Origin of the sequence: Sphingomonas sp. Leaf231 (assembly GCF_001421995.1) — a bacterium.
In the GTDB taxonomy this organism is placed as follows: domain Bacteria; phylum Pseudomonadota; class Alphaproteobacteria; order Sphingomonadales; family Sphingomonadaceae; genus Sphingomonas.
In genome coordinates, this window is sequence record NZ_LMLS01000002.1 from 966,250 (window position 1) to 991,277 (window position 25,028).

At 59.8% G+C, this 25,028-nt stretch carries 26 protein-coding genes and 2 pseudogenes; 17 read left to right on the forward strand and 11 right to left on the reverse strand.

Annotated elements, in window-relative coordinates; genetic code table 11:
* Window positions 1–47: 47 nt before the first annotated feature.
* Window positions 48–740: a hypothetical protein gene (locus tag ASE95_RS10755; protein ID WP_156347970.1), complete on the forward strand. Its 693-nt coding sequence runs from the start codon at window positions 48–50 to the stop codon at window positions 738–740.
* On the opposite strand, the gene ASE95_RS10760 is transcribed toward ASE95_RS10755, so the two are convergent.
* The 4 genes from ASE95_RS10760 to ASE95_RS17645 all read right to left on the reverse strand — a co-directional run bounded on the left by ASE95_RS10760 (window position 707) and on the right by ASE95_RS17645 (window position 4,556).
* A complete protein-coding gene (locus tag ASE95_RS10760) occupies window positions 707–1,786 on the reverse strand; it encodes a beta family protein (protein ID WP_056635475.1) in 1,080 nt (359 codons plus the stop codon). The genes ASE95_RS10755 and ASE95_RS10760 overlap by 34 nt on opposite strands.
* Window positions 1,786–2,298 (reverse strand): ImmA/IrrE family metallo-endopeptidase, encoded by a 513-nt coding sequence (locus tag ASE95_RS10765; RefSeq protein WP_056635477.1) that lies wholly within the window; start codon window positions 2,296–2,298, stop codon window positions 1,786–1,788. Before ASE95_RS10765 ends, ASE95_RS10760 begins: the two co-directional genes overlap by 1 nt.
* A gap of 6 nt (window positions 2,299–2,304) precedes the next feature.
* Window positions 2,305–2,760 (reverse strand): hypothetical protein, encoded by a 456-nt coding sequence (locus tag ASE95_RS10770; RefSeq protein WP_156347971.1) that lies wholly within the window; start codon window positions 2,758–2,760, stop codon window positions 2,305–2,307.
* Window positions 2,761–3,413: 653 nt separating this feature from the next.
* Window positions 3,414–4,556, reverse strand: a complete 1,143-nt coding sequence (locus ASE95_RS17645; RefSeq protein WP_156347972.1) for a hypothetical protein — start codon at window positions 4,554–4,556, stop codon at window positions 3,414–3,416.
* A 373-nt stretch (window positions 4,557–4,929) separates the two neighbouring features.
* Between ASE95_RS17645 and ASE95_RS10775 the strand changes: the two genes are divergently transcribed.
* The 11 genes from ASE95_RS10775 (at window position 4,930) to ASE95_RS10820 (ending at window position 14,201) form a co-directional block, all read left to right on the forward strand.
* Window positions 4,930–5,514, forward strand: coding sequence for a recombinase family protein (locus tag ASE95_RS10775; RefSeq protein ID WP_056635482.1), 585 nt, complete (start codon window positions 4,930–4,932; stop codon window positions 5,512–5,514).
* Window positions 5,511–5,789: a helix-turn-helix domain-containing protein gene (locus tag ASE95_RS10780; protein ID WP_056635484.1), complete on the forward strand. Its 279-nt coding sequence runs from the start codon at window positions 5,511–5,513 to the stop codon at window positions 5,787–5,789. Before ASE95_RS10775 ends, ASE95_RS10780 begins: the two co-directional genes overlap by 4 nt.
* Before the next feature lie 1,318 nt (window positions 5,790–7,107).
* A complete protein-coding gene (locus ASE95_RS10785; protein ID WP_056635486.1) occupies window positions 7,108–7,623 on the forward strand; it encodes a hypothetical protein in 516 nt (171 codons plus the stop codon).
* Between the two features lie 725 nt (window positions 7,624–8,348).
* Window positions 8,349–8,744, forward strand: coding sequence for a hypothetical protein (locus ASE95_RS10790; protein WP_056635488.1), 396 nt, complete (start codon window positions 8,349–8,351; stop codon window positions 8,742–8,744).
* Between the two features lie 11 nt (window positions 8,745–8,755).
* On the forward strand, window positions 8,756–9,280 hold the full coding sequence (locus tag ASE95_RS17650) for a hypothetical protein (protein WP_156347973.1): 525 nt from the start codon (window positions 8,756–8,758) through the stop codon (window positions 9,278–9,280).
* Window positions 9,281–9,447: 167 nt separating this feature from the next.
* Complete coding sequence (locus tag ASE95_RS10800; RefSeq protein ID WP_156347974.1) at window positions 9,448–9,726, forward strand: hypothetical protein; 279 nt, start codon at window positions 9,448–9,450, stop codon at window positions 9,724–9,726.
* Window positions 9,723–10,478, forward strand: a complete 756-nt coding sequence (locus tag ASE95_RS10805) for a hypothetical protein (RefSeq protein WP_056635496.1) — start codon at window positions 9,723–9,725, stop codon at window positions 10,476–10,478. Before ASE95_RS10800 ends, ASE95_RS10805 begins: the two co-directional genes overlap by 4 nt.
* A gap of 47 nt (window positions 10,479–10,525) precedes the next feature.
* Entirely contained in the window at window positions 10,526–11,458 is a 933-nt protein-coding gene (locus ASE95_RS17295) for a DUF4747 family protein (RefSeq protein ID WP_162234678.1), read from the forward strand.
* A gap of 893 nt (window positions 11,459–12,351) precedes the next feature.
* The gene (locus ASE95_RS10810) at window positions 12,352–12,993 is read left to right on the forward strand and encodes a helix-turn-helix domain-containing protein (protein ID WP_056635499.1); all 642 of its coding nucleotides are present in this window, start codon (window positions 12,352–12,354) and stop codon (window positions 12,991–12,993) included.
* Window positions 12,994–13,044: 51 nt separating this feature from the next.
* Window positions 13,045–13,737 carry a DUF433 domain-containing protein gene (locus tag ASE95_RS10815; protein WP_056635502.1) on the forward strand — a complete coding sequence of 231 codons (693 nt, stop codon included), beginning with the start codon at window positions 13,045–13,047 and terminating at the stop codon, window positions 13,735–13,737.
* Complete coding sequence (locus tag ASE95_RS10820; protein ID WP_056635505.1) at window positions 13,734–14,201, forward strand: DUF5615 family PIN-like protein; 468 nt, start codon at window positions 13,734–13,736, stop codon at window positions 14,199–14,201. Before ASE95_RS10815 ends, ASE95_RS10820 begins: the two co-directional genes overlap by 4 nt.
* Before the next feature lie 267 nt (window positions 14,202–14,468).
* On the opposite strand, the gene ASE95_RS17660 is transcribed toward ASE95_RS10820, so the two are convergent.
* From ASE95_RS17660 to ASE95_RS10840, 7 genes and pseudogenes are all read right to left on the reverse strand, one after another.
* Window positions 14,469–14,825, reverse strand: a complete 357-nt coding sequence (locus ASE95_RS17660; RefSeq protein WP_156347977.1) for a hypothetical protein — start codon at window positions 14,823–14,825, stop codon at window positions 14,469–14,471.
* Between the two features lie 105 nt (window positions 14,826–14,930).
* The gene (locus tag ASE95_RS17300; protein ID WP_082450055.1) at window positions 14,931–15,365 is read right to left on the reverse strand and encodes a C40 family peptidase; all 435 of its coding nucleotides are present in this window, start codon (window positions 15,363–15,365) and stop codon (window positions 14,931–14,933) included.
* Between the two features lie 60 nt (window positions 15,366–15,425).
* The gene (locus tag ASE95_RS17665; protein WP_156347978.1) at window positions 15,426–16,259 is read right to left on the reverse strand and encodes a hypothetical protein; all 834 of its coding nucleotides are present in this window, start codon (window positions 16,257–16,259) and stop codon (window positions 15,426–15,428) included.
* 604 nt (window positions 16,260–16,863) lie between these two features.
* Window positions 16,864–18,093, reverse strand: a pseudogene (locus ASE95_RS10825) (IS3 family transposase).
* Between the two features lie 276 nt (window positions 18,094–18,369).
* Window positions 18,370–18,643, reverse strand: a pseudogene (locus tag ASE95_RS18290) (transposase); the annotation flags it as partial.
* 2 nt (window positions 18,644–18,645) lie between these two features.
* A complete protein-coding gene (locus ASE95_RS10835) occupies window positions 18,646–19,986 on the reverse strand; it encodes a sigma-54-dependent transcriptional regulator (protein WP_056635507.1) in 1,341 nt (446 codons plus the stop codon).
* Window positions 19,983–21,737 (reverse strand): sensor histidine kinase, encoded by a 1,755-nt coding sequence (locus tag ASE95_RS10840; RefSeq protein WP_082450056.1) that lies wholly within the window; start codon window positions 21,735–21,737, stop codon window positions 19,983–19,985. The genes ASE95_RS10835 and ASE95_RS10840 overlap by 4 nt, the downstream gene beginning before the upstream one ends.
* 151 nt (window positions 21,738–21,888) lie before the next feature.
* Between ASE95_RS10840 and ASE95_RS10845 the strand changes: the two genes are divergently transcribed.
* The 5 genes from ASE95_RS10845 to ASE95_RS10865 are packed head-to-tail and all read left to right on the forward strand — an operon-like array spanning window position 21,889 to window position 24,891.
* The gene (locus ASE95_RS10845) at window positions 21,889–22,212 is read left to right on the forward strand and encodes a hypothetical protein (protein WP_056635514.1); all 324 of its coding nucleotides are present in this window, start codon (window positions 21,889–21,891) and stop codon (window positions 22,210–22,212) included.
* Between the two features lie 11 nt (window positions 22,213–22,223).
* Complete coding sequence (locus ASE95_RS10850) at window positions 22,224–23,501, forward strand: SDR family oxidoreductase (RefSeq protein WP_056636244.1); 1,278 nt, start codon at window positions 22,224–22,226, stop codon at window positions 23,499–23,501.
* Entirely contained in the window at window positions 23,494–23,967 is a 474-nt protein-coding gene (locus ASE95_RS10855) for a DUF2269 family protein (protein WP_056635517.1), read from the forward strand. Before ASE95_RS10850 ends, ASE95_RS10855 begins: the two co-directional genes overlap by 8 nt.
* The gene (locus ASE95_RS10860) at window positions 23,961–24,497 is read left to right on the forward strand and encodes a DUF4166 domain-containing protein (RefSeq protein WP_056635520.1); all 537 of its coding nucleotides are present in this window, start codon (window positions 23,961–23,963) and stop codon (window positions 24,495–24,497) included. The genes ASE95_RS10855 and ASE95_RS10860 overlap by 7 nt, the downstream gene beginning before the upstream one ends.
* Window positions 24,490–24,891, forward strand: coding sequence for a thiol-disulfide oxidoreductase DCC family protein (locus tag ASE95_RS10865; RefSeq protein WP_056635522.1), 402 nt, complete (start codon window positions 24,490–24,492; stop codon window positions 24,889–24,891). The genes ASE95_RS10860 and ASE95_RS10865 overlap by 8 nt, the downstream gene beginning before the upstream one ends.
* Window positions 24,892–25,028 lie beyond the last annotated feature (137 nt).

Below are 25,028 nucleotides of genomic sequence, written 5' to 3' on the forward strand. Positions count from 1 at the left end.
ACACGCGGGTTGCCGATGGCCATCGGCGCGCCGTCATGAGACACGCGATGGACGAGATCGACTTCAAGGTAGAAGTGCTGGCGTGGGTTCGCCGCGCGTCTCGGGGCCGCGCCTTGCCGGTGATCGCTAGCGAGTTTTCGCTGAATGGCACTGGTATCAGAGCCGATCTAGCCGTCCTGAGTGATTGTTTCCTTGGGGTAGAGATCAAGAGCGCGTCCGACACGCTCAAGCGGCTCCCCAGCCAGATGGACGGCTACTCGCGGTACTTCGACCAAACCATCCTTGTCGTAGCATCTAAGCACGAGGCTGGCCTTGAAACCCTGAACCTATGCGGTGCGCAGGTATGGACTTATCGGCAGCCAGACGGGCTTGCTTGTTTGACGCAGGGGAAGCCCAATGATGTTGTTGGTCACACCCTTTTGGGGCTGTTGACCGCAGAGGAGGAGCGCCGCGCGATAAAGCGCTTGGCGACCGGCGCGGATGTTCATGAAGCTGCCCGATGCGAGTTTGAGACGGCCTTCAAACAACGGTACGCCGCCACTAGTGCGAAGTTCTGGGAAGCCGTGCGAGGGCGAACAATCCGCCGCGACGACTTGACCATACTTAGCCGCTTCCACGAACAACGAGTGCAGGGGCGTATTGCGGCGGCTGAGGAGGAGCGCCGATGGGTTGCATGGGCGGCGCGAGTTGCGGTGGCTGGGCCGGATCACCCGCCCTTCCAATCGTCCTCGGTGTCGTAGAGCGAAGCCGGATCGTTGATGAAAGTCTGCCGCTGGAGGTGAATGTTGATGCGGACAGCGGTAGATCGGGCGGGAGTTTTGATTGCTGAACTGTCACCGCCTGCCGTGCGCTCAATCATCAGCGTACCCCAGATACGGAGTGCGGGGTCGAACACGGAAGGTTGAGCGCGAAGCAACATCCTAGCTTGCTCGGCGTAGCCATCGAAGCCATCAAGGTCGCTGCGGTAGAAGCGCCAGTCGTACGGGAGTGGGTAGTCTATCCTCGGTGCAGGTTGCCCGCCGCCGCCCTTTTGGCGCTCGTATCGCGCGCTCCCTCTGTCGCTATAGATCATCCCCCAAGTTCCTATCTTGGACGCGACTTCATCAAACAGGAGGCGCTCAAGTATGAGCTTCGCAGTGACAGACTTGAAGTTGTCGGGGAACGATGAACCTGAAATCGCTATCGAGGCTACCGGGCATGACTGCCTGATGTTTCGGCAGTGATTAACAACAAAAACTGCGCGCTCTAGCGGGTCATTTGCGACGTATTCCTCATCTAAGACGAAGCAGGTATCGACCCCGCCGTTCGTTAGTAGACCAATTTTAGTGGCGATAGCCCCAAGTGCCGCGTATGCGGCCTTAGGTACGACTACTACAATCCCTCTTCCAAGCTCGTAGAAGCAGGTCACTTGCTGGTCTACTTCATCAAAGGCCTCAAGCTGGACGGCGGGGATAAAGTGCTCGTGTCCGGGCTTGGCTATGAAGTCGCACCAGTTGGCGTAGCCGCTTCCCTTATGCCGCAATCTAGCGAGGTCAACGTGGACCGGCTTGCTACCTGACCCCTCGGCTGCACCAACCGCGATGACCGTCGGGCGAGGGCCGTATGCCTCATTAAGGCGATCCAACGCACTTTGAAGCTGGAGAGCAGTTGTCCAAGGACGCAAGTGGACGAGTGGAAGAAGGTGGTCCTTCGTCCTGTCCGGAAGTTCCTGTAAAGCGCGCATCTCTGCCGGGCGCAGCGATAAGAACGGGAGGTAGGGAACGGAGGCAAGATCGCGCAGCGCCATTAATCAACAATCCCCAGCTTGATGCCCATCGCGGCAGGCGAAACCTTGAAGGTGTCAGCTAATGCTTCGCGAACGTCCGTGACACCAAGTGTATGTGCGACCGCAAGAGCGTTGTTCACCAAGTTGGCTGGCATTATGATGTCTGATGCGAGCCGGTTAGCCTCAGCCTCAATGCTTGAGGACTGATTGGAGCGATAGAGCGCATCATCGGATATGCCTGTCCCGATCAGCGGGCGGTGCAGTAGGTAGTGCGCGATCTCATGAGCCACGGTAAACCGCTGTCGTGCAGGATTGTCATGACGATTAACCCGGATGATGTACCGATCCGGTCCATAGGGCCTGATCTCGCCGGATTTTCCGGGCGCAAGGGTAGCGGCTTTAACAGTTAGGCCTAGGTCACGAGTAAGGCCAACCAAGTCAACAGGAGCGGACCTTTGATGCCGCTGAATTACCTCTCTCACGTCGGAGGTTAATGAATGCCATTGCCAGCTATCGGCGACCGTAGTGTGCATCGCCCGCTATTCCTCAGTCTGATCTTCGTCGTGGTCAAGGTCGTCGAGGGTGTCGGCGTCTACCATTCTCGCCTCGGCCTGATCTAAATCTACGTCGCGCTGATCTCCAAGGGTCATAGCATTTACCTGTTCCCGGATCAGCTCCTGCAATGCCTGAGGGGTTATCACCCGCAATGCCACCCTCTCAGCTTGTTCCACTAAGACCGGCTCAGCAGTTTCCGTCATGTAGAGCTTGATCTGCTCGACCGCCTCCGCCTTCGCGACGTTTGCAGCGGTGGCGGCAGAGACTTTCATGAATGCCCTGTAGCCGTACAGGGCTGCCAGCGCGGCGATCAGGCCGAACACCGCGAGGATCACCGTCACGGCGGTGAGGGCGATGGCCGCAAGATCGCCGTAGCTCACGCCTATGGGCACAACCCGCAACTCGCGGGTGGATAGCGCCCAGACGACAACGCCGCCCACGAGCGCGCCTACAAATGCCCATGTGACCCTGTAGATCGGAGGCCCATCCTTCCCTTGTGTCGTCATGCTGTGCCGAACCCCTCGGAGGCACAATAGCAGAACAAGCCGGTTAGCAAAGAGCATTGACAATCGCGCCTGCTATGGGCATTTGGCCCACCGCGCCCCGTATAGCGCCCCGGCTGGCAAGGCAGCATCGGGTTCACCGGAACGTACCTTGAGCGTTCCCATGAGGCAGCAAGCGCCGTCAAACTTGCACATCCCCATCTGAGCTTCGGCTCATCGACCGAGCGGGTTCACCGCACTTAAACCGCACAACGATGCGGGTTGGCGGCAAGGGCTTTGAGCCTGAGCCGGGGCCATAGAGCATAGCTCAACCTTCCCTGATCCGGGTGCCCGCAAGGCGAGCGATCAGCGCACTTGAGGAATAGGCGGCGCAATAGCAGCCGTGTCTATTCCACCGACAACTCGTTTAACGCCAAAGGCAAGGGGCTGGGAGGCTTGGCCCTTTGCCTATGGCGTTGCAGAGCTCGTGGTAACGATTTGCCCGGAATGATTTCAAGGACAACGCAAAACCGGCAAAAACACCTGCTTTTCTTAACCGGAAATGAGGCAGTTGCGCTAGGATTTGGTTCTATTTGAATGGACGTGTCACTTCAACTCGATGTCCATGGATTGAACGACGAATAATGCTCGTTGGTGGCGCTGATCATCTCGTAAAAGGGGCCTTCGGCATCGCTACGCCTAACGATTATCACCATGGCAGCCAATCCGGAGTGGAACGCCCCCCTTGATCTTACAAGATTCCTCATCCATCTTTCAAGATTGCGAACGGCTTCATTATCATCAATCGATGCTCCTACGATAAGAACACCGCGGCTATTGCGATTGATCTGACGAGATGACCCCTTAAGAACCTTCTGCAGCCGAGATTTTATCCGCCCCTCGTCCGTACTGCCTGTTATAATTTGAAACTCCTCAGGCGCCTTCACTTCCAGGTGAAATTTCTCGGCAGCGCCTCTTCTTATATAGAGGTCTGGGTTTGGGACGCCATGCTGGTCTTCAAGTGACAGGCCGACCATGCTTCCGCCGTCTGACGTAAGCATATCAGCGGCCATTAAGCTGAATATAGTGTGAAAGAAATTCTTCTTATTCCCAAATTGTTTGGCAACTACCGGAAAGCGATGGCTAAAGGCCCATCTATCGCATATGCTGTTGAAAAGTTCTATAATGTGTATCGCCACTAGCGCTTCATGGCTTGTCTTAGACTCGTCTTGTTCCATAATCCGACCAAGCGACTCTAGCGCCCAAGTCAAAGGGTATTCAAACCTAACGTTTGGCCCATTTTTCCTGACCACATTTTTCTGGGAATTGTAGTCTACAGACGTTAACTCTACGTATCTAGCTCTGGTAAAATCTAGTAAAGCTACATCAACCGGGCGAATTACTTCTGTTCCTAGTGGCCGGCACATACCGTGTGCTTTTTCGACCGCTTCAGGTGCCGACATAATTACAGATGGAAAATAATCTATTGTGCTAGCAATTAAGTAAGACCTACCCTTGATCACCGATGTGATAATAGTAGTAAGTACCTCCCCGTCTTCAAGCGGCGGAGTTTTTGAAATTGCGCCGCATTTAAAGCACCTTATGGCTATTTCCACAAAACAATCGGGATAATACCCCTCAATCAGAATTTGCCCGCACCCTGCTTGACACTCGAAATTTCTAGCGCATTCAACGCTACTTTTGAAGACTGGGTCTTTGCTGCCCTGGACTATGTTGCAAACATCTTCGTTCATTTGCGCTCCGATCGCTTCAGATTGCCAGTCTAGCTAGCGCTAGCGCTGCCGCCTACGGCCTATTTTTGCTAGAGATCTGAGAGGGGGCAACTCCGACCAACCAAGTGCGCGATTTCCCCCGTGGGGGGGGTAGGCTTACGACTATGACACGCGCGCGCGTCCTGCTATATTTCGCGCGGTTCTTCATCCCGGCGTAGCGTGTCATAATAGCCAAGTCTTAGCCTAGCTAGATCATTGACCCTGCCGGTGCCCTGCCTCGCAAGTTGTAGCTTGTGAGCCATGCTAGGTGGCGTGCCGATGCCTACCTCAAAAGGTACTTGACAGGCTTATGATGCTACCTCACATATCTGGCGTACCTTGTGAGGATTGGACTATGAGCCGCGTTGCCTACTTCCGCGTATCAACCGAGGCGCAAAGCATTGAAGCCCAGCGCAAGGCGTTGGGCGACGGCTTCGACCGGGAGTTCGCCGATGAAGGCGTAAGCGGGGCCATCCTCGCTGCTGATCGTCCCGGCTTCGCCAAGCTGCTCGACTACATTCGGGAGGGTGACACGCTCTACGTCTATGCCTTGGACCGGCTTGGGCGCGATGCTTTGGACGTACAGGCCACAGTGCGGAAGCTGCTAGACCGGGGCGTGACGCTGGACGTGAAGGGGCTGGGGCCAATTGGCCGTGGCGTGGGGGAGTTGATCGTGGCCGTGCTCGCCCAGATGGCTGACATGGAACGCCAGCGGATCAAGGAACGGTGCGACAGTGGCCGGGTAGCTGCTCGCGCTTCGCTAGACAGCACGGGGCTGACGCATCGCGGCAAGGCCAGCTTGGGCCGTCCTTTCGCCGCCGATGCGAAAGCTGTTGCAGCATGGCGGCGCGAGAACGGCGCGACCATCCGGCAGACTATGGACCACTTCAACATCAGCAAGGCATCCGTGTCTCGCTATTGCGCGGAGAACGAAGCATGACGATGCCGCACGCATACACCGTCGCGAACCTCGCCGAGCGATGGGGCACCAGCGACACTTTCGTCTACGACCAGATAAAGGCCGGTCGGCTTCGCGCGTTCCGGCTGGGTGGAAAGCTCATTCGCGTCCGGCCCGACGCCGTGGACGAATATGAGAAGGCGGGCGAGATCGAGACTGCGGCTGGCTGTGCGACTGCAACAATCCCCCAGGACGACACTCGACCAAGCGACGCCACCCTCGCGCGTCTGCTCAGGTTGTCCCACACGCCCCTCTAGAATGCCCAGAGAAGGGCGCTGAGAAGCGTTCTGGCTAGACGGGTGCGCAGGTGGCGTCGCACGAACGATCCTCCCCTGCGCCCTTCCCAGCCGACCCGACTAGAGCATGTGTACTGTGCGACTAAACCACTTTGTAAGCTACTGAAAACATTGGTCGTTTTCGACGGTTGAATTGATGCCGTCTCCGGACAGGAAAACACTCCTTCCAATGGCTCGGCAACGGGCATGAACGCCACGAGGAGGGCCGCGCTTAGCGGCTGGCGTCACCGGCAGCTATCAACCGCGTAAGCTTGACAGTTCCATGCAGTTAGCACCGGCTCTCTCATATCTATTGCAGTCTGAATTAGCCCAGCTTCGCTAGTGGATACGGGAGGAGGCCGGACAGCATCACCGACATAGCTCTCTAGGTTCCATAATAGTGAGGCTAAGGATTAGGCCGGATTGATAGTGCTGCTTGCAGCTAAGACATGAATATGCCTACCATTAGCTGTAGCATAAGCATGAATATGGGCTTATCCGAGACGTTTTTGCAAAATAGGCGATGCATAGTCATCGGATTTAACCTCCTGCACCTTACGACCTGACTTCACCTGATCTAACCGCGATCGCATTAAGTAGGAGGTGGATGTGTCTTAGACCGTGAAGTTCGCGAAGCGTCGTCAATCCGTGCCAGTGCAGCCGGGCCCATCATTTGGTTTGGACGAGCATATATGGTATCTCGCGTCATTGTCAGGGCTGGTGATAGTCGCCGAGTAGCGGACTTGCTGACTTGCAAGGCTGCCCGGATTGAAGCCGGTGCCCAGATCAAGCGGTTCCTGTTCCGGACGGCGGCAGCTTCCACAAGGCCAAACGCCGGGGCGACAAGGCGATGGCTCTGGCCAGCTTAGCTTGATCGCGCCCGTTTTCGCGGCCTTTCCTGTGAGTATACGCGCACGGGCTATCTCTCTGAATACATCGGGACTTAGCTCCCGCGTAAAACCACCACCCTAAACCGGAGTAGCCATGGCTACATACAACGTCAGTGACGACGCGCTTAACAGCGAGGCGGCGCGCCAGTATTTCACTCGGGCTGATCGAAGGATTGTCATTGGACTTAGGTACGCGCTTGAAATGCTCAAGCTACCCGTGCCTGAGTACGCGCATAGACGGGAACGTGGTCCCAGCCCGGCGCGAGCCGTGTTGACCGCGTACCGCGCTGACAACCCCGAACCCCTCGCAACAACCTTAGCTCCGCGCAAGCCTAACGCTTCGGCTGAAACCGTAGCAGCGGCCCGCGCCGAACGTCCCTAACCCCAACCTTCAATTCAACTGGACCATAATGACTGACACACTGCGCCCTTCGGAAATCCTCCGCATCGGCATCATCGACAATCACCAAGCCCTTGCCGCTGCGCGGGCCGACCTTGAGCTTTACAAGCGCCTGATGGCCAGCGAAGCCTTGCTAGCCCAGCTAGAAGCTACCGAAGCCCAATACACCCGCGACCTAGAGAAGGTTGTCGCCAAGGAAGCGGCTGAGGATAAGCGTAAGCGCAAGGCGGCGATACGGAACTTGGCTATCACAACCACCATGCCGGACCGCGCCAGTGGCGTTCTCAGCGCTACGTTCACAATCTCGTGGGAACAGCCTTCGTATGACCACGAGACGCGCGAAAGCCGCTGGACGGCAAAGCGGGCTGTAGGTTTTACCTCTCTGAGCGAGGACATCTACGCGTACTTGATGGAGTTCCGCCGCGAGGCCATCCCATCCCTGATTATGGACTTGGCCCCGGAAGACCCCGAGTTGGCGATGCACCGGTACTTCGTGTCTCGGTCACGCGGCTTCGTGTCAATCTAAAGCGATGACCGCACCCCGAACCGCAGAGCAGTGGGGCGCATGGGCCAAAGAGGATCGGACCTTTGTTCGTCCTGCGCGCACCGGGGCAGCGGCCACGCTGGAGGAGCTTGCCTTGTCGGCAGGTTCCTTCGCCGCACCAGCCGTTGAGCTTGCTCAGTGGATCGCTGCATCTAAGTGGATCACGACGCAGCGCCCGTGGCGATGTCGCCATGGACCTACTGATATGCGGGAAGTATCCCGGCAAGTCGCCCGCTACGCGAATGTACTGGCAAGTGCTGCGGCTCTCAGAGGGCGTCCCATACCAATTTCGGTCGCTACGACCATCGCGGCGCGTAGATCGGATAAGCAACGGGCGCTCACGGTATTCGCGCGGTGGCAGAAAGCAGGGTCGCCGATGCTCGCTATCGGCATAGAAGCTGTACGCGGGTACCTACGCCAAGTCGCCCGCCGCATCCCCCTGACATGGGAGGAGCGCTACGGCGACGATGCCCGCGAAGCCATCGCCAATCGGGTGCGCGCAGCTCTTGAGGCTGCCTGCACTCCACAGCCTGAAATTAGTTCCCGTCGCGAGCCGACGTGAGCCTACCAACTCAAAGGAACATATGACCCAATACCTTTACCGGGAGCCGCGCGTCTGATGGCTACCGGATATCTCCGATGGCAGCATCCAAACCGCAGGCGGTGAGGCTTGGCGTGCCGCGCCCGGTACAAAGCCATTCCGCGCATTGCTGGGTCTGCAACAGGACGAAGCCGACAAGGTGTTCACCAGCCTTGTGGACAAGCGCCTCAAGGCAGCCGGATTTGCGTCCGGCATGGATGCCGCGCTCGACATCAACTACGTCAACAAGCCGAACGGCGATGTTGCCTTCCACATCGTCGCGCATGGCAAAGACGGCGAGCGCCGCAACGTCCTGATCGGCGTGCCGGACTTCAAAGCCGCTGCACGCGAGCGGATCAGTTCCAACGTGAGCGCAAGTCAACCTAGTCCGGCGCAAGTTCAGGCGAAGGCAGCGGTAGCGCGCGGCCTAAATCCGCATCGTCGTGTGAACGGCGAGACGGGTTGGCAGCGTCTTAAACGCATAAACCTTGAATTCGCCGCTGGCGGCAAAGCAACCCTATAAGGACTACAATCTTGCACTACATGCCCGGTCGTGCGACCGGAGAACTAAAGCGTTTGCGGAGCTTCGCACCCCGTCAGGACCACAATCTCGAAGCGCTTCGCCCCACTCCACGACCTGTGGAGAGAAAGCCAAATTATGTTTGGGCCGCCAACCTTGATGAGTTGCACGCCGCCTGCGGGAAACACGGCGATGCCGTTCTGATCGACCTTACTTGGTGCATGGTCCTGAAATGGATCAATGTGGAGTGGGATCACGCCAAGCTTACGCACGGGGCCGACTTCTCGTATGAGGTTGCGCGCCTGTGCCAAGACGATGATCGGGTGCGGCTTAAGTTCCCGTCGTCAAATGGACGGCCTTGGACCTCGCTGCCACCGAAGTTCGCAGAGGAAGACCAAGCGTACATACGCTCAGTCGCCAGCGACATCATTGATAATTGGCAGCGTTCTTGTCGCCGCTTCCTCACGCCGCAAGTTATTGCCAACCAACACAAGCGTGTCTTGAGCGCTATTCGTTACATCGAAAGGAACGCCCGTTGACGGGCTTTGTATCTGACCTATTTCCGTTCCATCCGCCCGAGGGTGGGTGGGCAACTACTGTAAATGAACTTCGCGCCCGTATGGGCAAGTACGTGGAACCGCACATTGTGGCGTCTATGTGGGTGTGTGTGTCAGCATGGCTGCATGGCGGAAAGGCGGAAGGGGCGTTGACCGGCGACATCAACGCCACCGCCACGGCTGTCCGGCTGAGGGGCGTGCTGGATCAGCGACGCTACAATAACCCGGCTTGCCGCGAGCCGTGGTTTGATGGGCATGCTGCGCACTTCCTGTCCGATGATGAGCGTGCCGACGTTGACGCGCTTGCGGACAAGGCTCGGGAGGAATGGCTTGCCGCAGGCGGCACCCTCAAGGATCACATGATCCGCAGTTGCCATCAGGCGGCGCTATACGAGCGCAACCTTGTTGAAGCGGGGTTGGTCGCTTGAGCGCGCTGCAAGGCCGTGTCGGCACGAAGATCAAAGCGGTACTCACCATCCTGCACAAGGGCGGCTACGACGTGGGCGGCATCGAACGGCAGGCAGAGAACGCGATGCGGCGCGGGCAACCCGCAGCACCCGCCTATGAAGCCGCCGTGGGCGCGTTCCTGCGCGGCTCACCAGCTATGAAGCCCACTCTTGAGCGGGTGACGAAGCTGATCGACCAGAGCGACGCCGCCACGGTGGCGAAGTACGAACATGCCTTGAGCGCGTACATCACGAACAGGGATGAGACTGCCATGGACGCGCTGGAGCCGATGATGCGCGCGGATTTGACGGCCATGGCCGTTCGATCCGGCGAGTTGTCGGTGGAAGATGCCGGTGCCGGGCGAGTGGATTGGGCCGGGATGGGGATGCCGGGCCTGGCGGGCGGCCGCGCGGTTGAAGCCGGTGCCGCTCTGGCGTCGCCAGCGCCCGCGCCGCAGACCTTCGCGTTCGCGTCTGGGACGGCTGGGAAGGCCGTTCCGCAGACGGCCACGCGGACTACACCGGCACCGGCCTTCGCTAATCAGGCGGGCGCTGAAGGCAGCATCACGGGGTATCGAACGCCGGGTGTGGCGGCGCGATGGGATGCAGCCCTGTTGCCAACGTACAGCAAGCCGTCGCCATACGCGGGCATGTCGCCGGGGCAGATTAGAGATGCGTACTCCGCTGATGCAAGCGCGCCGCGCGGCTGGGTGGAGAAGCCGAACGATATTTGAGCGTGAATGGGGAGGGGGTGGGAGCCCCCCCCCCCCTTTGAATAGAAGTGACTTTTGGCCTTGATCATGCCGTGGTATGGTTTCGCAACTGTGGAGAGGTGCGTGTGGCTCGAGACCCCAAAATTGAAGTGGCAGGTATAAATATCAGAATACCTGAGAGTCATGATCGTGATTATACCGCGTTAATCACTGAGCTGGCTGACCTTAGAAAAGGCGTTAAAATACGAGGGGAAACCTTTCTCGCTATCAGTTATTGGAGCGAGCAGGAAAGGATTGGGGTATTCTCTAAGTATACCGAAATTGATGTGGATGGTCAATGGTTCGATTTGGACGACTTTGACGCCGCCAGTTCCGAGATGCTTGAGGAGGTAAGAATACCGGCAAATTTAAAGCCTAATCTGTCGCAATTCTTTTTTGCTCTGGAGCCGGACCTACATGTCATTGCTTTTGAAGCGTACGCTGACAGTAAAGGACTAAGTGCTAGGTCGGTGGAGCGATACTTCTCTGAGGCTTTGAAGTCGCCGAGCATTGTCAGTAGATTTGGGCGAGTGGAGAGTGACGCCGTTAAGAGCTACGGTGAGATTGAGCGAATTCTCTCGCTCCCTGATCTAAAAGAGCTCCGCCTAACCATCAGGCGTCCAAATAGCGATGATGTGGGTGGGAGGCTTGCGCGTATCATTGAGGAGCGTCTGAAAGAAAACGGCGGCGATGAATATGAAGAGGTTTACAAAGCTAAAGGGTCTCATAACTTGAGTCCTTCTGAGAGAACGCGTGAGCTCGCGCTTGTTGCGGGTGAGAATGGGCAAGTAAAAGGGCGTAGTCTGGTAAATGGTGTGATGACTGACACCGATACAAACGATAGGCCGCTTATAGAAACAACGACGTTCAAATCCGACGAGCCGGGACTTCCAATATTTGTTCGGGTGGCCAAGTCTTTATTCTCAAGAATTCACGCTATGAGGGTGGCTCTCCGTGGATGATGGGCACACGGGTCTTCGTGAATCCTTAAGCTTGCTTTACAGAAGCTACGGCGGTGTTCGGTCATTCTTGGCGTCTGAGTACTTGTGGCTGACGGCCATCTTAACCGCATTGTCGTGGCGGTTGGGGGCGGAAGAAAAATGGGCCGAAATCGCAAGAAGTATTTTGCCTACATTGGCAGGCTTCTCAATCGCGGCGTATGCGATATTCTTCGCGGTTCTTGACGAACGAGCTCGGCAGGCTCTTCGCGCTCCCGATCCCGAGCTTGGAGGGCGTTCTCCACTACTTGTTCTCGCAAGCTCTATAAGCCACGCCGTATTGATCCAAATCACTGCGCTTGTGATTGCAATTATTTTTCCGTCTAAGCCCTTTCCATTTTTATCTTGCTTGGAGAATGCTGGAATTTGGGCAAACATCATTATCTCATTTACGGGACTTTTTTTTACGCTCTATGGTGTTGTGTTAATCTTGGCGTCTGTTTTATCAATATTTAGAATTCTAGAGATTAGGTCGAGAGTTTAGTTGCGCGATGGTGTGTGGTCGCGGGGGTATGTGGAAAGGCTTCCTCTGCTGCACCGACGCGACTTGCTAAACCAAGCTTAACTGCTACATCTGACTGTACCAAATGGTGCAGGCGTTACAAGAAAAGTGACGGTTTTCTGCGGTTTTTGTCGCTCAGGTTCGAGTCCTGTAAGCGGCACCACCCACCTTCAACATTTTTGTGATTTTACGGTAAGTTGGCGGGAGGCGCCTGCTGCGAGAGCCCACATGCGTTCCCTCATGTGGGCGCGGCTTGCTCCGAACAACCGCGAACAACGGCGGCTTATGCGACTCGCCGTATAGGTCTTTTTCATGCTTCTTGGTGCAGTCGGTTTCGGCAGCCAGGAGATCGACGTTGACCGCCTTCCATCCCGTGCCTCCAGCGAAAGCGATACAGCTCGTCGAAGCGGCCGGCATCTCGAATGCAGCTCAACTCATCCGCGACTTCGCCGCTGCCGGGTTGGTGAAGTCCTACGCGCTGGTCCTGGAGACGATCGAACCGGCTGGCCGCAGGACGTGCGTGCGGGGCGGCGCGATACCGACGGGGCTATGGCAGCGGATCGTCGGCGATGGCGTCGAGGACGCCGCATGGATCGGTGGGGCCGTGTGGCTAGCCGGTGCCGATCTGATCGGGGGTATGCCGGCGGCTATCATCACGGGCATCGGGTTCAACGACAAGGATCTGCAACGGCTGATAGAGCACCAGCAGGGCGGTGTCCCGAAGCCTGCGGCGGCGAAGAAGGCATCAGTCGTGGGCGTCGAGCTTGTGCCTGAACTTCAATCTGCGGAGTCGCCGAAGCGTCAACCAGATTCATCTGCCATCCCTAACGGCGCGCTCCTCGCCACAGTGAGGCAGGTGGAGGCAGCGTTGGGCTTCGGTCGCACGAAGGTCAATGAGCTGATCAACGCCGGCCGACTGGAGCGTGTTAAGATTGATGGTGGCGTGCGCATCACCGTGGCGAGCGTCAAAGCGTTAGCTGTGCAGGCCGGCCCTTGACGGCGGGGGGGGCAGTGCTCGATTGAGCAGTTTACCGCAATCGGAGGCTCAGTGGAGCACAAGCGAATAAAAGCGGACCCGCTGCTTGCCGGCTTTTACAGCCCGGACGATGTGGCGCGCCTGCTTCAGGTCGCTTCTCCAAAGCTCCGAGGTTGGCTCAACGGCTGGGGTAACAATGGGGCCGGTCCCATCATCGACCGTGATTTCAAAGGCGACCGGACGATCAGTTTTCTCGATTTAATCGAGGTACGGTTCATCGAAGCTTTCCGCAAGCAGGGCGTGCCCATGCAAACGCTACGGCGGGCTGCGGCGCGAGCTCGCGAGGATTGGAAAACGACCCATCCGTTCGCCCTGTCTAAAGCTAAGTATCTCACCGATCGTCGCCACGTTTTTGCGCAGGTCGCAGACGAGGACAAAGACCGGGTGACCTGGGACATGGTCTCCGGGCAGCACGAAATGTGGGATGTAATCGAGTCAACGATCGCGAAGGGGGTCGATTTTGACCCCGCGTCTGATCTTGCGACGCGGTGGTTTCCGCTACCAAGCGAGTTCCCCGGCATAAGCATCGATCCAGCTGTAGCGTTCGGTAAGCCCGCGTTGGCCCTAGAGCGGATCCCTACTGCTGCATTGCATAGGATGTGGCGAGCAGAGGGTGGCAATATCGGGCGGGTTGCCCAAGCTTACGGCATTGGGCAAGACGCCGTGCGATCGGCTGTCGAGTATGAGATAACGATAGGCAGTTGAGGATCCGAGCAGACGAGCACATCGCACCAGCGATTGTTCAGGCGGTGAGCGACATCGCCCTGGGCGAAGGATTCGAGCTTACTTCGGTACTGAACGCCGGCTTCGCAGGGGCCACGGACGTTCACTGGATTACAGCTTTCGCAAACGACGGTGGGGAAGCAATCCTGACTGCCGACACCGATTTTTTTAAGCTGCCGCCCCAAGTGCTTGCGGTTCAGCGCACAGGCGTGCGGGTCATCCATCTTCCATCGCATTGGGCGAATGCCAAACGGGCGTTGCAGGCGGGTCATCTGCTAATTTGGTGGCGACGTATAGAAGCGCAACTCACGGCTATGAAGCCACGCGAGTGCTTCACTATGCCGTTCAACTTATCCGAAGACGCCGATATGAAGCGCGTCCCTCTGGACTTTCAGAGCATGGGCAAGAAGGCAAGAAAAGCCGACAGGCGAAGCTATATGGGCTAATCATCACCTCTTGGCCTTGGCCGCCGCAATGGCGCACATATAGGCACCTCGTGCACTGGCACGCGGCTTTATGCCGCCTTTGCATCGAGAAGCCTCCCGGCCTCATATTTCCTGCTTGGAGGATGCGAGATATGTGGCACGTCCTGATCATGGAAGACGAGCCGGACCGAGCCATGCAGATAAAAGATGTGCTGCGCACGGGCGGAAGCAGTCCGTCCCGGACAGCACTATGGAAGCGGATGCCATCGACGCGGGATGGTGATTTTACTAGCCCCGCTTTTTTGCGGAAGCTCGAACTCCAAACCCACTGAATGCAAAGTGACTATAACCTACACACCCTAGCGCTAATATCCCCAAGACAGCCACAATCGCCTTCGTGATATCTTCCCTGCCGGTTGGGGCAAATACCGCCAGGAAGGCCGCCACAATCACAAAAAACGCGGCAATCAAGTACAGACCAAATCGCAGACTCTTGATCGCCCTCAGCTGCTCCCTGGCGAGCTCGGAGCCAGCCTTGATGGCATCGTCCCCTTTTGAGTCAATCGATTTTAGCCATCCATCTGGTTGAAAATCCATCTTAAATCTCCTCGAATAAACAACAGCATTTGCACTAAGAAACTGCATTCCACAGCATCGTCACGCAGCTAAGAACGCGGTGGTGGCAATATGCAACGGAAGGTGCTTTGACGCCAAAGCGCAACGATCAAAGTTATATGTTGCAAAATTCACCTACCAAGGCAGGCTATTCGGTCGGATGATCGCCATTACGTCTTTACGCCTTGTAATCGGCCTTACCCTTACGCAAGCTTTTGCCGCCCTTGCCTGATCGATGGTTTTCATTTTACTGCCACCGCCGCCTGCCTCGATCATTAGCCCGCTTCCCCAGCCGATTGCGACGTGAGTGGCACGACCTTTTCGCCCATAAAACACTACGTCACCGACGTCGGCATCTTTCCGAGCAACGACGATTGTGCCATACTTCTTGTCTGAAAAATGCTGATATAGCCCATTCGCGGACTGATCGCCTCTTTTATCAAGGCCGAGCTTACCAAGCGCCCATTGAGCGAAGCCCGAGCAATCGTAAGAATCAGGTCCATCCTTTCCCCAAATATACGGTTTTCCAAGCTCCGCTTTACAAGCACTTTTGAAATCTTCACGGTTCATTTGCGTCCTCCCATTCACCAAAACCTAAGGTATGAAAACCCTTAATTGATACCCACGCAGCTAGCGCACATCCAGTTCAACCCTCGATGACAAAGACGGAGCCAGCGTAAACTCAGGCGGCCGTTTATCTACGGGCTTCAGAATATCAGCGGAGAATAATCCTCTCGTTTCAACGCTAAGCTCATTCAATGCTTCCAAAATGGCTTTTCTCTTGCTGTCTGTTGACGGCAAAGGAGCATTTGCAAGCGTTACCGGATCCTTGCTTAGCACCGCTACAGAATTAGACCCTAGCTTGTTCGCTATATTGGCCAAATCATCGGCCGTCGGATTGCCCTTAAATAGCCAGTACAAGGCACCTGCCTGGTCGGGAGAAGCTGGCCCAGGAAGCCCAAGCTCCATGCCCAACATCCTCAAAGCTTTATCATCAGTATCGACGACGGATTGATCCTTACGAGGAGCAACTTCCCCAGCAGCTATTGCTCTCTTTGTTAGGTCAAGAATGCTGGCGGGCGTACATATAACTTGATGGTCGATTAAATACATTACCGAGTTTTCAAATGAGCTCAAATGAGACTGCAATAGACCGCGACGGTGCGCATCTAAAGCACGGAACGTAAGCTGCCGGACTGAGTGAATATTCTCCGCGCCGAACAAGAAATGCCGGTCCACTACATCTATCCCAGCCAGCGCAGCTGTTGATCCGAGAGAAAGGCCTTGCAGGTATCGATCGCTGCGCGCGCCCGAGAATCCTTTTAGTGCTACCACGCCACTTAAAACGGCTATTATGGGCGTAATAAGATCACGACTAATCTGAGATCCGCGCTGGATAGAGCCCATCTGGCGGAAAAAATCGTTGCAATTTGATCTGACCAGCAAGACGCCACTATCGACCATGAGGGGCGCGCCATCGTTTGACTTCACTGCGCCGTCAACGGAGTATCGAAAGTTATTAACGAGATTTTCGGTTTTAGACTGAACTGCACCTTTTTGATTTACGACACCATTCCCAGTGATTATCTGGGGCGGCCCCTCTATTGAGTAGCAACCCGTTAGGCAAAGGCTGGGTATCAGAATAGAACCTATAAGCCAGCGCATTCCTGTTCTCCCCCGAATCGTCAGGAGAGAGAGTGATATTAGAGCCGGTGCATTGCAAGATTGGCAAAGCCAATTGTAATAAAGCTCACGCTTAGGTGACGAACATAGCCTCGACAATTGCTTGCATCAGAATGCTGCGTGGTACGGGCACACTAACCGACGTCCAACCTGCATTCTGAGCTCGGCGCAGGCCGTATAGCCCTATCCACTGCCGACCGTGTTGACGCCAAGCCCGTTGCAGCGACGGCACCGGGAGCAACACGCACGTAGCTGCCGGCGCGTGAGCATAGGCGATGAAGTCGCACGCTAATGGCTTCTGCACCCAGCCGGGTGATTTGCGCACCTCGTCGGACCATCGCTCCAGCAGGACATCTGAGCTGCTGCCGGTCCCATGGACACCTAGTTAGGCTACATGCGCTTGCCGCTCGAAGTCCATGGGGCTGAGATAGCCCAGGGTCGAGTGCCGGCGCGTCGGGTTGTAGAAGCGCTCGATGTAATCGAACACGTCTGCCTTCGCATGATTGCGCGTTCGATATGTCTTCCGGCCGATCCGTTCGGTCTTCATCGACGAGAAGAAGCTCTCCATCGCTGCGTTGTCCCAGACGTTGCCCGACCGGCTCATCGAGCAGGTGACGCCATTGTCGGCCATCAACCGCTGGAACTGCTCGCTCGTGTATTGGCTGCCCTGGTCCGAGTGATGCAGCAGGGCGTCGGGCTTTCCGCGTCGCCAGATCGCCATCATCAGCGCATCGGTCACGAGCTGGGCGGTCATGGTGTCGCTCATCGACCATCCGACCACGCGGCGCGAGAACAGGTCGATGACGACAGCGACGTAGAGCCACCCTTCGGCCGTCCAGATGTAGGTGAAGTCGGCGATCCACCTCTGGTTGGGCGCCTCGGCGGTGAACTGGCGGTCGAGGATGTTGTCGGCGATGACCGACCGCAGGCCGTCGTCCTTGGGCAGGCCACGACGTCGCGGACGGGCCCTCAGGCCATGGACACGCATCAGCCGTTCGATGCGATGCAGACCACATGACAGGCCTTCGGCCAGAAGGTCGTGCCAGACGCGCCGCGCGCCGTAGGTGCGATAGCTGGAGATGAAGCTCGCGCGGACTCTGGTGCCGAACTCCTCATCACTATGGGCGCGGGCACTGGGCGCACGAACCAGCCAGGCGTGAAAGCCGCTTGCCAAGAAACACCGAGCGCTTCGCAGATCCACGACACCGGCCAGATCCCTCGGTGCTTCGCGATGAACTCGAACCTCATATCGAGTCCCTGGCGAAGTAGGCCGCCGCTTTTTCGACACCGGCCAGATCCCTCGGTGCTTCGCGATGAACTCGAACCTCATATCGAGTCCCTGGCGAAGTAGGCCGCCGCTTTTTTTAGGATGTCGCGCTCGGCCTTCATTCTAGCCAACTCGCGGCGCAGCCGCTCAATCTCCTGCTGCTCGGGCTTCAGCACGCCGTGTCCGGGAAACGCCGATCCTGGGTCAGCCGTCTGTTCGCGCACCCACTTGCGCAGCACGTTCTCGTGCAGGTCCAGATCGCGCCGCCTGCGATACCGACACCCCGCGTTCCCGCACCAGCTTCACCGCCTCGAGCTTGAACTCGCGGCTGAACTTCCGTCGTTGCATCTCCATCCTCCGGTTCCAAAAACACCTTATCTCGGTGTCCACGAAACCGGCAGCAGCTCAGTTTGGCGTGCTCACGCCCATCGTGGTGGCCATGGAACGACCTTCAACAGAGGGCATCTATCACCGTCCATCCACGATGTCGCCGGTATCATCACCCGGACCATTGGTTGTCGATCCCAGGCAGGTGAAACCCCGGATATGATCGGTATACCGAGGGCGCTGGCTGCTTTGGACGCATCATGTGGTAGGGGTGCGCTTAAGGCCAAAATTCATCGATCATAACCAGAAGATGACGGTCGCAGCGAGGAAAACGGCGGAGAAGAAGACCGTTGGGGCACCGGTCGTAGCGCGTTGCAACGCGGCGCTAGTCCTTCAGACGGCCGAACATGATCTCGATGCGGCTGCGCCCTCGGTGGTGCCTTTAGCCGTGCTTCACTGGCTCGTTGCGCGATCTCCGACCTAGGATGCATGGCCGGATGCTCTTGGCTTCTAGCGCGTCCCTGAATCAATTCGGATCATAGCCGCGGTCGCCAAGCAGCCATTGCGCCGCAGTCAGCGTAGTCCCATCCGGTCCATCTTCTTGAGCAGGCCGACCCGCGACAGCCCGAGTTCGCGGGCGGTGTGTGTGTGGTTGTGGCCGGTGCGCGCGAGTGCCTCGACGATGCGACGGTGTTCGAGCGCGGTGACCTCTTCGTCCAGCGTTCCGAAGACGGTGTGGATCGGTGCCGCGGGCACGTCACCGACGGCAAAGGCAAGATCGGCTGCACCGACCACTACGCCGGCCGCTGCGGGCACGGCTAGCGCCGCGGCGCACTCGACGGCGGCGCGCAGTTCACGGACGTTACCCGGCCAGTGGCGTGCCGCCAGCCAGTCAAGTGCATCGGGAGCGAAGCTTCCGCGACCCTCGCTTGCCCGACGCAGGAAAATGCAAGCCAGCAGCGGCACGTCGCTCATGCGGTCGTCGAGCGATGGCGTTCGCAGGACGACGCCCTTCAGGCGGTAGAATAGGTCCTCACGGAAGCTGCCGTCCGCCACCGCAGCGGTGAGGTCGCGATGGGTGGCAGCGACGATGCGGACGTCGGCCATGCGCGGTGCGCGCGCGCCGACCGGCTGGTAGCTGCCATCGGCAAGGAAGCGCAGCAGCTTCACCTGCATCGCGGCCGGCATCTCGCCGATCTCGTCAAGAAACAACGTGCCGCCGTCCGCGGTCTCGATCAGGCCGGGACGATCGCTGGCCGCCCCGGTGAAGCTGCCCTTCAGATGGCCGAACAGCTCGCTTTCCAGAAGCTCGGCTGGCACCGCGCCGCAATGGATCGGCACCAGTGGCCGGGCAGCACGTGGTGACATGGCATGAATTGCCCGTGCGACCAGTTCCTTGCCTGTGCCGCTCGGCCCGAGCACCAGTGCGGGCAACCGCGTCGGCGCGACGCGGCGGATCAGATCGCGCAACGCCGTCATTGCGGACGACGCGCCGACCAGACCCATATCCTCATCGCCGCCAGCCTGCGCCTTGAGCATCGTCACCTCTCGCGCCAGCCGCGCGCGTTCGAGCGCACGGGCGACGACCACGCGCAACAGGTCGGGATCGACCGGCTTCGCGAGGAAGTCCCATGCGCCTGCCTCGACCGCCTTCAACGCCAGTGCATGATCAGCATGGCCAGTCATCACCACCACGGGTGCCGGCGCGAAGGCCGCGATCAGCGCCAGTCCGGCCTCCGGATCATGGTGCGGCGGCATGGCGAGATCGAGCAGAACAAGGTCGAAAGGCTTGGCCGCGAAGGCCGCACGCGCGGCATCGCCATCGCCCACCACCTCGACCTTATGACCCAAGCCACGCAGCCAGGCGCCGGTCAGTCGCTGGAACGCCGGTTCATCGTCGGCAAGCAGGATCATGGCGTTGCTCCGAAGGTGAGACGGAAACAGGTGGACCATCCGCCACGATGGGCAAGCGTGACGGTGCCGTCATGCGCTTCCATGATGCGGCGGACGATCGCGAGGCCAAGTCCGGTGCCCCCGGGGCGTCGTGACACGAACGGACGGAACAGGCTGTCGGCAATCTCCGGCGCGATGCCAGGGCCGTTGTCGCACACATCGAGGATGATCGTTGGCCCAGGTTCCGCGAATATCGCGACCCGTGTGCCGAGCGCGCGGGCATTGTCGACGAGGTTGGTCAACACGCGCATCAGTGCCTGCCGGTCGGCGAAGAGTGTCAGGTCGTCGGGGACGTAGGTATCGATCCCGAACGCTGCGACCAGATCCGACACGCGCACCGGCTGCGGCGCGATGGTCCAGGCGCGCGCATAGTCGAGGATGTCGGTGACGAGGTGGTTCATGCGCGCGACCTGTTCACCAATCTCCGCCCGAACCTCGGCCGGGGCGCCGGTCGCGGCCATTTGAACGATGCCGAGCGGGTTGCGCAGGTCGTGCGCGATCGTGGCCGCCAGCGCGCCGATCTCGGCGAGGCGTGCCTCGCGTTCCGCCTCGACCAGCAAGTGCGCGGCAGCGAGGCGGCGCGCACTCTCTGCGACGATGATCGCGAAGCGCTCGGCGACGTGGCGGGTAGCGGGTGGGGCCTCGTCCCAGCCGACCAGCGTCACCGCTTCTCCGGCGACGGTGAGCGTTGGACCATCGCCGGGCAGGCTCAACCGCCGTGTCAGCAAGGCGCGTGCGGTATCAGCCAGCGTCGTCTCGTCCGCCGCAGCCGCCAGTTGGTCGCGCCACTGCGCGACGTCTTCCTCGCTGATCCGCCCGCCGGGGAAGACGAGGCGATCCACAAGGCGCTTCAACGGCGCCAGGATCACCAACCCGAGCGCAAGTGTTGCCGCAAGCGCCGCCCAGGTTGCGAACAGACCCGCGGGACGACCGGCAAGCGCGAGCGGCAGCGAAGCGATCAGCGCGCTCGCCGCGCCCGCTCCTGCCACCAGCAGCAGCCAGACCAAGCCGCGCCGCGCCCACACGTCCGCGGCCATGAAGCGGTGCCGCAGGATGCCGTAGACCAGTGCCACCGAATAAAGCGGCAGCAACAGGATTGGCCAGGGATAGGCGTCGATGCCGAGCGCAGGGAAGGCGAAGCCGGTCAGTGCGATGAGGCCGATCAGGCTGGAGACGAACACCGCGCCGGCCTGACGCTGGTGCTGCCCAAGTTGTTCGCGCCAGGTTCGCGCGAGCCGCAGATGACCGGCGATCGACAGCAGCGCTGCCACCATCAGTACGCCCCAGCCTACTGGCGAAGGTATGAACATGCCCGGAAAGCCGCGCCACGGCACCACCTCGCCGACGCCGAAGACGAGACCGACCAGCGCGGCGAAGGCCGCGATCGCATAGCTGGCGATCGCCACCGGCCGCAGCGCGCCGCATAGGGCAAAGGCGAAGACGAGATGAACGAACGCCGCGGCCGGCAGCGGCGACAGCGCGATCAGCATCGTCGTAACCGGCGACGCGTTGGGACCGAGGATCGGGGGCAGCGCCTGCGCGACGCTCCACAAGGCAACGCCACCGAGGAAGATCGAGAGCAGTGTCGATCCCGGCAGTGCTCTGGCGCGCAAGGCGACAAACGCCGCGAGGAGCGCACTGGCAAGCGCGGTCAGCGACAACGCGCCGATATAGGCGAAAAGGCCGACAGCCGTATCCATCGTTGACAGCATAGCAGGGCATTCCGTTCACTGCGTTAACATCTACGCGTATCTGTTCCGTCGGGAAGCGCGCATTTTCGCCATTCTCCGCAACTGGCATGCCATTCGCATAGCACCTCCCGAGCCGGGCGATTGTCGCACGGCGCTCGAAGGGAGACTGTCCATGTTGCTACCGATCGCAGCCTTGCTGCTGACCTATGCATTGACCGCATTGATCGCGATTCTTGCCGCCGTCGTCCTGTGGCGTCCCTTGTCGATCCTGCTGGCCGAACTTTGCGGCACCGAGCAGCGCTCGCGTTTCTGGGCGGTGTGGTCGACGGTGATGATGGTCGCCACCCCGCTGCTGTTCGTGTCGGTGCGCAGCATTGCTACCAGCCCGACCGATCTGGTGCAGGGCACGATGACCAGCGCCTTGTTCGGCGTGCTGCTGGCGCTTGCCGGCATGGGGTTCGCGGTCTGGAGCCGCACGCCCCGCGCCGACGCGTGACGGATCCGACGATGCATGTCCTCATCATCGGGGCTGGCGGCTTCATCGGTCGCCATCTCACGGGCCGGCTGGTGGCGGAGGGCGTGCGCGTCACCGCCGCCGGCCGTGCCCCGGAAAGACTGGAGCGGCTGATCCTTGGTGTGGCTGCCCTGCGCTGCGACCTGAGCCAAGACGACATCGGTGACTGGCGCAGGCGGCTTATTGGGGTGGATGCCGTGGTGAACTGCGCCGGGCTGTTCGGCGACACGCGCGGCTACACGGATGTTCACGAGCGCGGACCGGCGGCGCTGTTCGACGCCTGCCGCGCGACTGGCGTGGGCCACGTCGTCCAGATTTCCGCGCTGGGCGCGGATGCGCGGGCCGCCAGTGCCTATCACCGCAGCAAGGCCGCCGCCGACGATCATCTGGCCGCGCTCGACCCGGCCGGCAGCGTGATGGGATGGACGGTGCTGCGCCCGTCGCTGGTGATCGGTCGCGGCGGACGAAGCAGTGCGCTGTTCGCGGCGCTAGCCGCGCTGCCGGTCATGCCGCGTCTTGCGCAAGCCGGAGGTCTGGTGCAGCCGATCCACGTCGACGATCTGGTCGAGGTCGTCATCCGATTACTGCGCGCACCGCTGCCACTGGCAAAGCGGCTGGATGTCGTCGGGCCGCAGGCGATGACCACCGATGCACTGACCGCGTGTTTCCGCCAGTGGCTGGGTTTGCTGCCCGCGTGGGGCTTTACCGTGCCGCGGCTGGTCCTGGCTGCGGTTGCGAGGATCGGGATCGGACCGGTCACCCGCGAGGGTATGGCAATGCTCGCCGCCGGCAACACCGCCGCGTACGCGCCCATGGTCCTTGCTACCGGCCATCTACCGGCACCCCTGCACCAGGCATTGGCGCGGCACCCGGCGATCGATGCCGATCTTCGTCAGGCCCGGCTCGTGCCAGTGGCACCCGTCCTCCGCCTGATGCTGGCGCTGGTGTGGCTGGCCGGGGGAATCGTCCCACTGGTCTTCACGCCGCAGGCGACCAGTGCCGCATGGTTGGCTCGCGTCGGCCTCACCGGCATGCCGGCCACTGCGGTTCTCCGGGCGGGCTCGATGGCGGACATCGCGATCGGCCTGGCGCTGCTCGTTCGCAGCCGCGGCGCGGCGCTCGCGGGCGTCGTGCTCATGACCGCCTATACCCTGATCCTGACACGCATCGCGCCCGAGCTGTGGACTGATCCCTTCGGCGCGCTCGTCAAGAACGCTGCTGTCCTCGGACTGTCGCTTGCCGTCCACGCGCTGGAGACCCGTCATGGCTGACTATCTGCTGCTCAAGACCGTCCACATCCTCAGCTCAACCCTGTTGTTCGGGACGGGGCTGGGCACCGCCTTCCACGGCTGGATGGCGAACCGTTCGGGCGACGCAGCCGCGCGCCGCGTGGTCAACCGCAACGTCGTGATCGCCGACTGGCTGTTCACGACGCCGGCGGTCATCGTCCAACCGGTGACCGGTGTGTGGCTGGCGCAGATCGCCGGCTTTCCCTTGACGACAGGGTGGTTGGCGGCGTCCATCGCGCTTTACTTGCTGGTCGGCGCCTGCTGGTTGCCGGTGGTGGCAATCCAGATCGAGATGCGGCGCATCGCCGATCGCACGCCGGCAGGCGTGCCATTGCCGCCGCGCTACTTTCGCCTCTCGCGGATGTGGTTCCTGCTGGGCTGGCCGGCGTTTATCGGGGTCATCGTCATCTTCTGGCTGATGGTGACCAAACCGGAGATCGCATGGTGACCGTGCCGCTGTTCCGCCGCCTGCTAGGCCCCGCGATCGACGCGCTGCCGCCAAGCCTGCGCGCCGCTCACGATAGTGACCAGAACCAGCGCTGGTCGGGGCGCGCCGAGGTAGAGGCGAGCCGCACCCCGTTGGCTCGGCTGCTTTGCCGGATGATGCGACTGCCTGCGCCGGGATCCGACGTGCCCGTCACCGTGACCTTCGAGCGCCACGGCGATCGCGAGCGCTGGTGTCGGAACTTCGCTGGCCGCCGCTATGAAAGCACGCTGTCCGAACGGCGCGGCTTGATGGTCGAGCGGATGGGGCCCGCCACCAACATCTTCCACGTGTCCGTAGAAAACGACGCGCTCCGGCTCGACCTAGTCGGCTTCCGCTTCTTCGGCATCCCGCTGCCCTCGGCGTTTCGGCCGCATTGTAATGCCAGCGAGCGCGAGCAGGACGGCCGCTACCTCTTCGACGTGCCGGTCAGCCTATGGTGGTTGGGACGCATCATCCGCTACACCGGCTGCATGGACCGCCACCATGACTGACGGGCACCCGATCATCCTGTTCGATGCCGAATGCGTGCTGTGTTCGGCCAACGCGCAGTTCATCCTCCGCCACGACCGCGCTCGCCGCTTCCGCCTTGCGGCCATGCAGGGCGAGGTCGGTGCAGCTCTGTTTCGCCGTCACGGCATCGATCCCGCCGATCCCGACACGATCATCGTTGTCGATGGCGATCATGCGTTGCGCGACAGTGATGCGGTGATCGCTATCTATGCCGGGCTTGGCTGGCCGTGGCGTGTGGCGGCGGGGGCAAGGATCGTTCCCCACGCACTGCGAGATCCCGTCTACCGGTGGGTGGCGCGGCACCGCTACCAGCTCTTCGGCAAGCGGGCGACGTGCTGGCTTCCACATCCCGAGGATGCGGATCGCGTGTTGTGAAAGTTGCGCCGCTCTAACAACGAAGGCCGCTTGGCGGTCGGAACACGTCCACCCTCAGCGGCGGGAGATCGAAATTCTCCAATGATCTGAGTGCCCAGTTTCGTCTGATTGGCGGCACCACACTGATAAAATCGCAC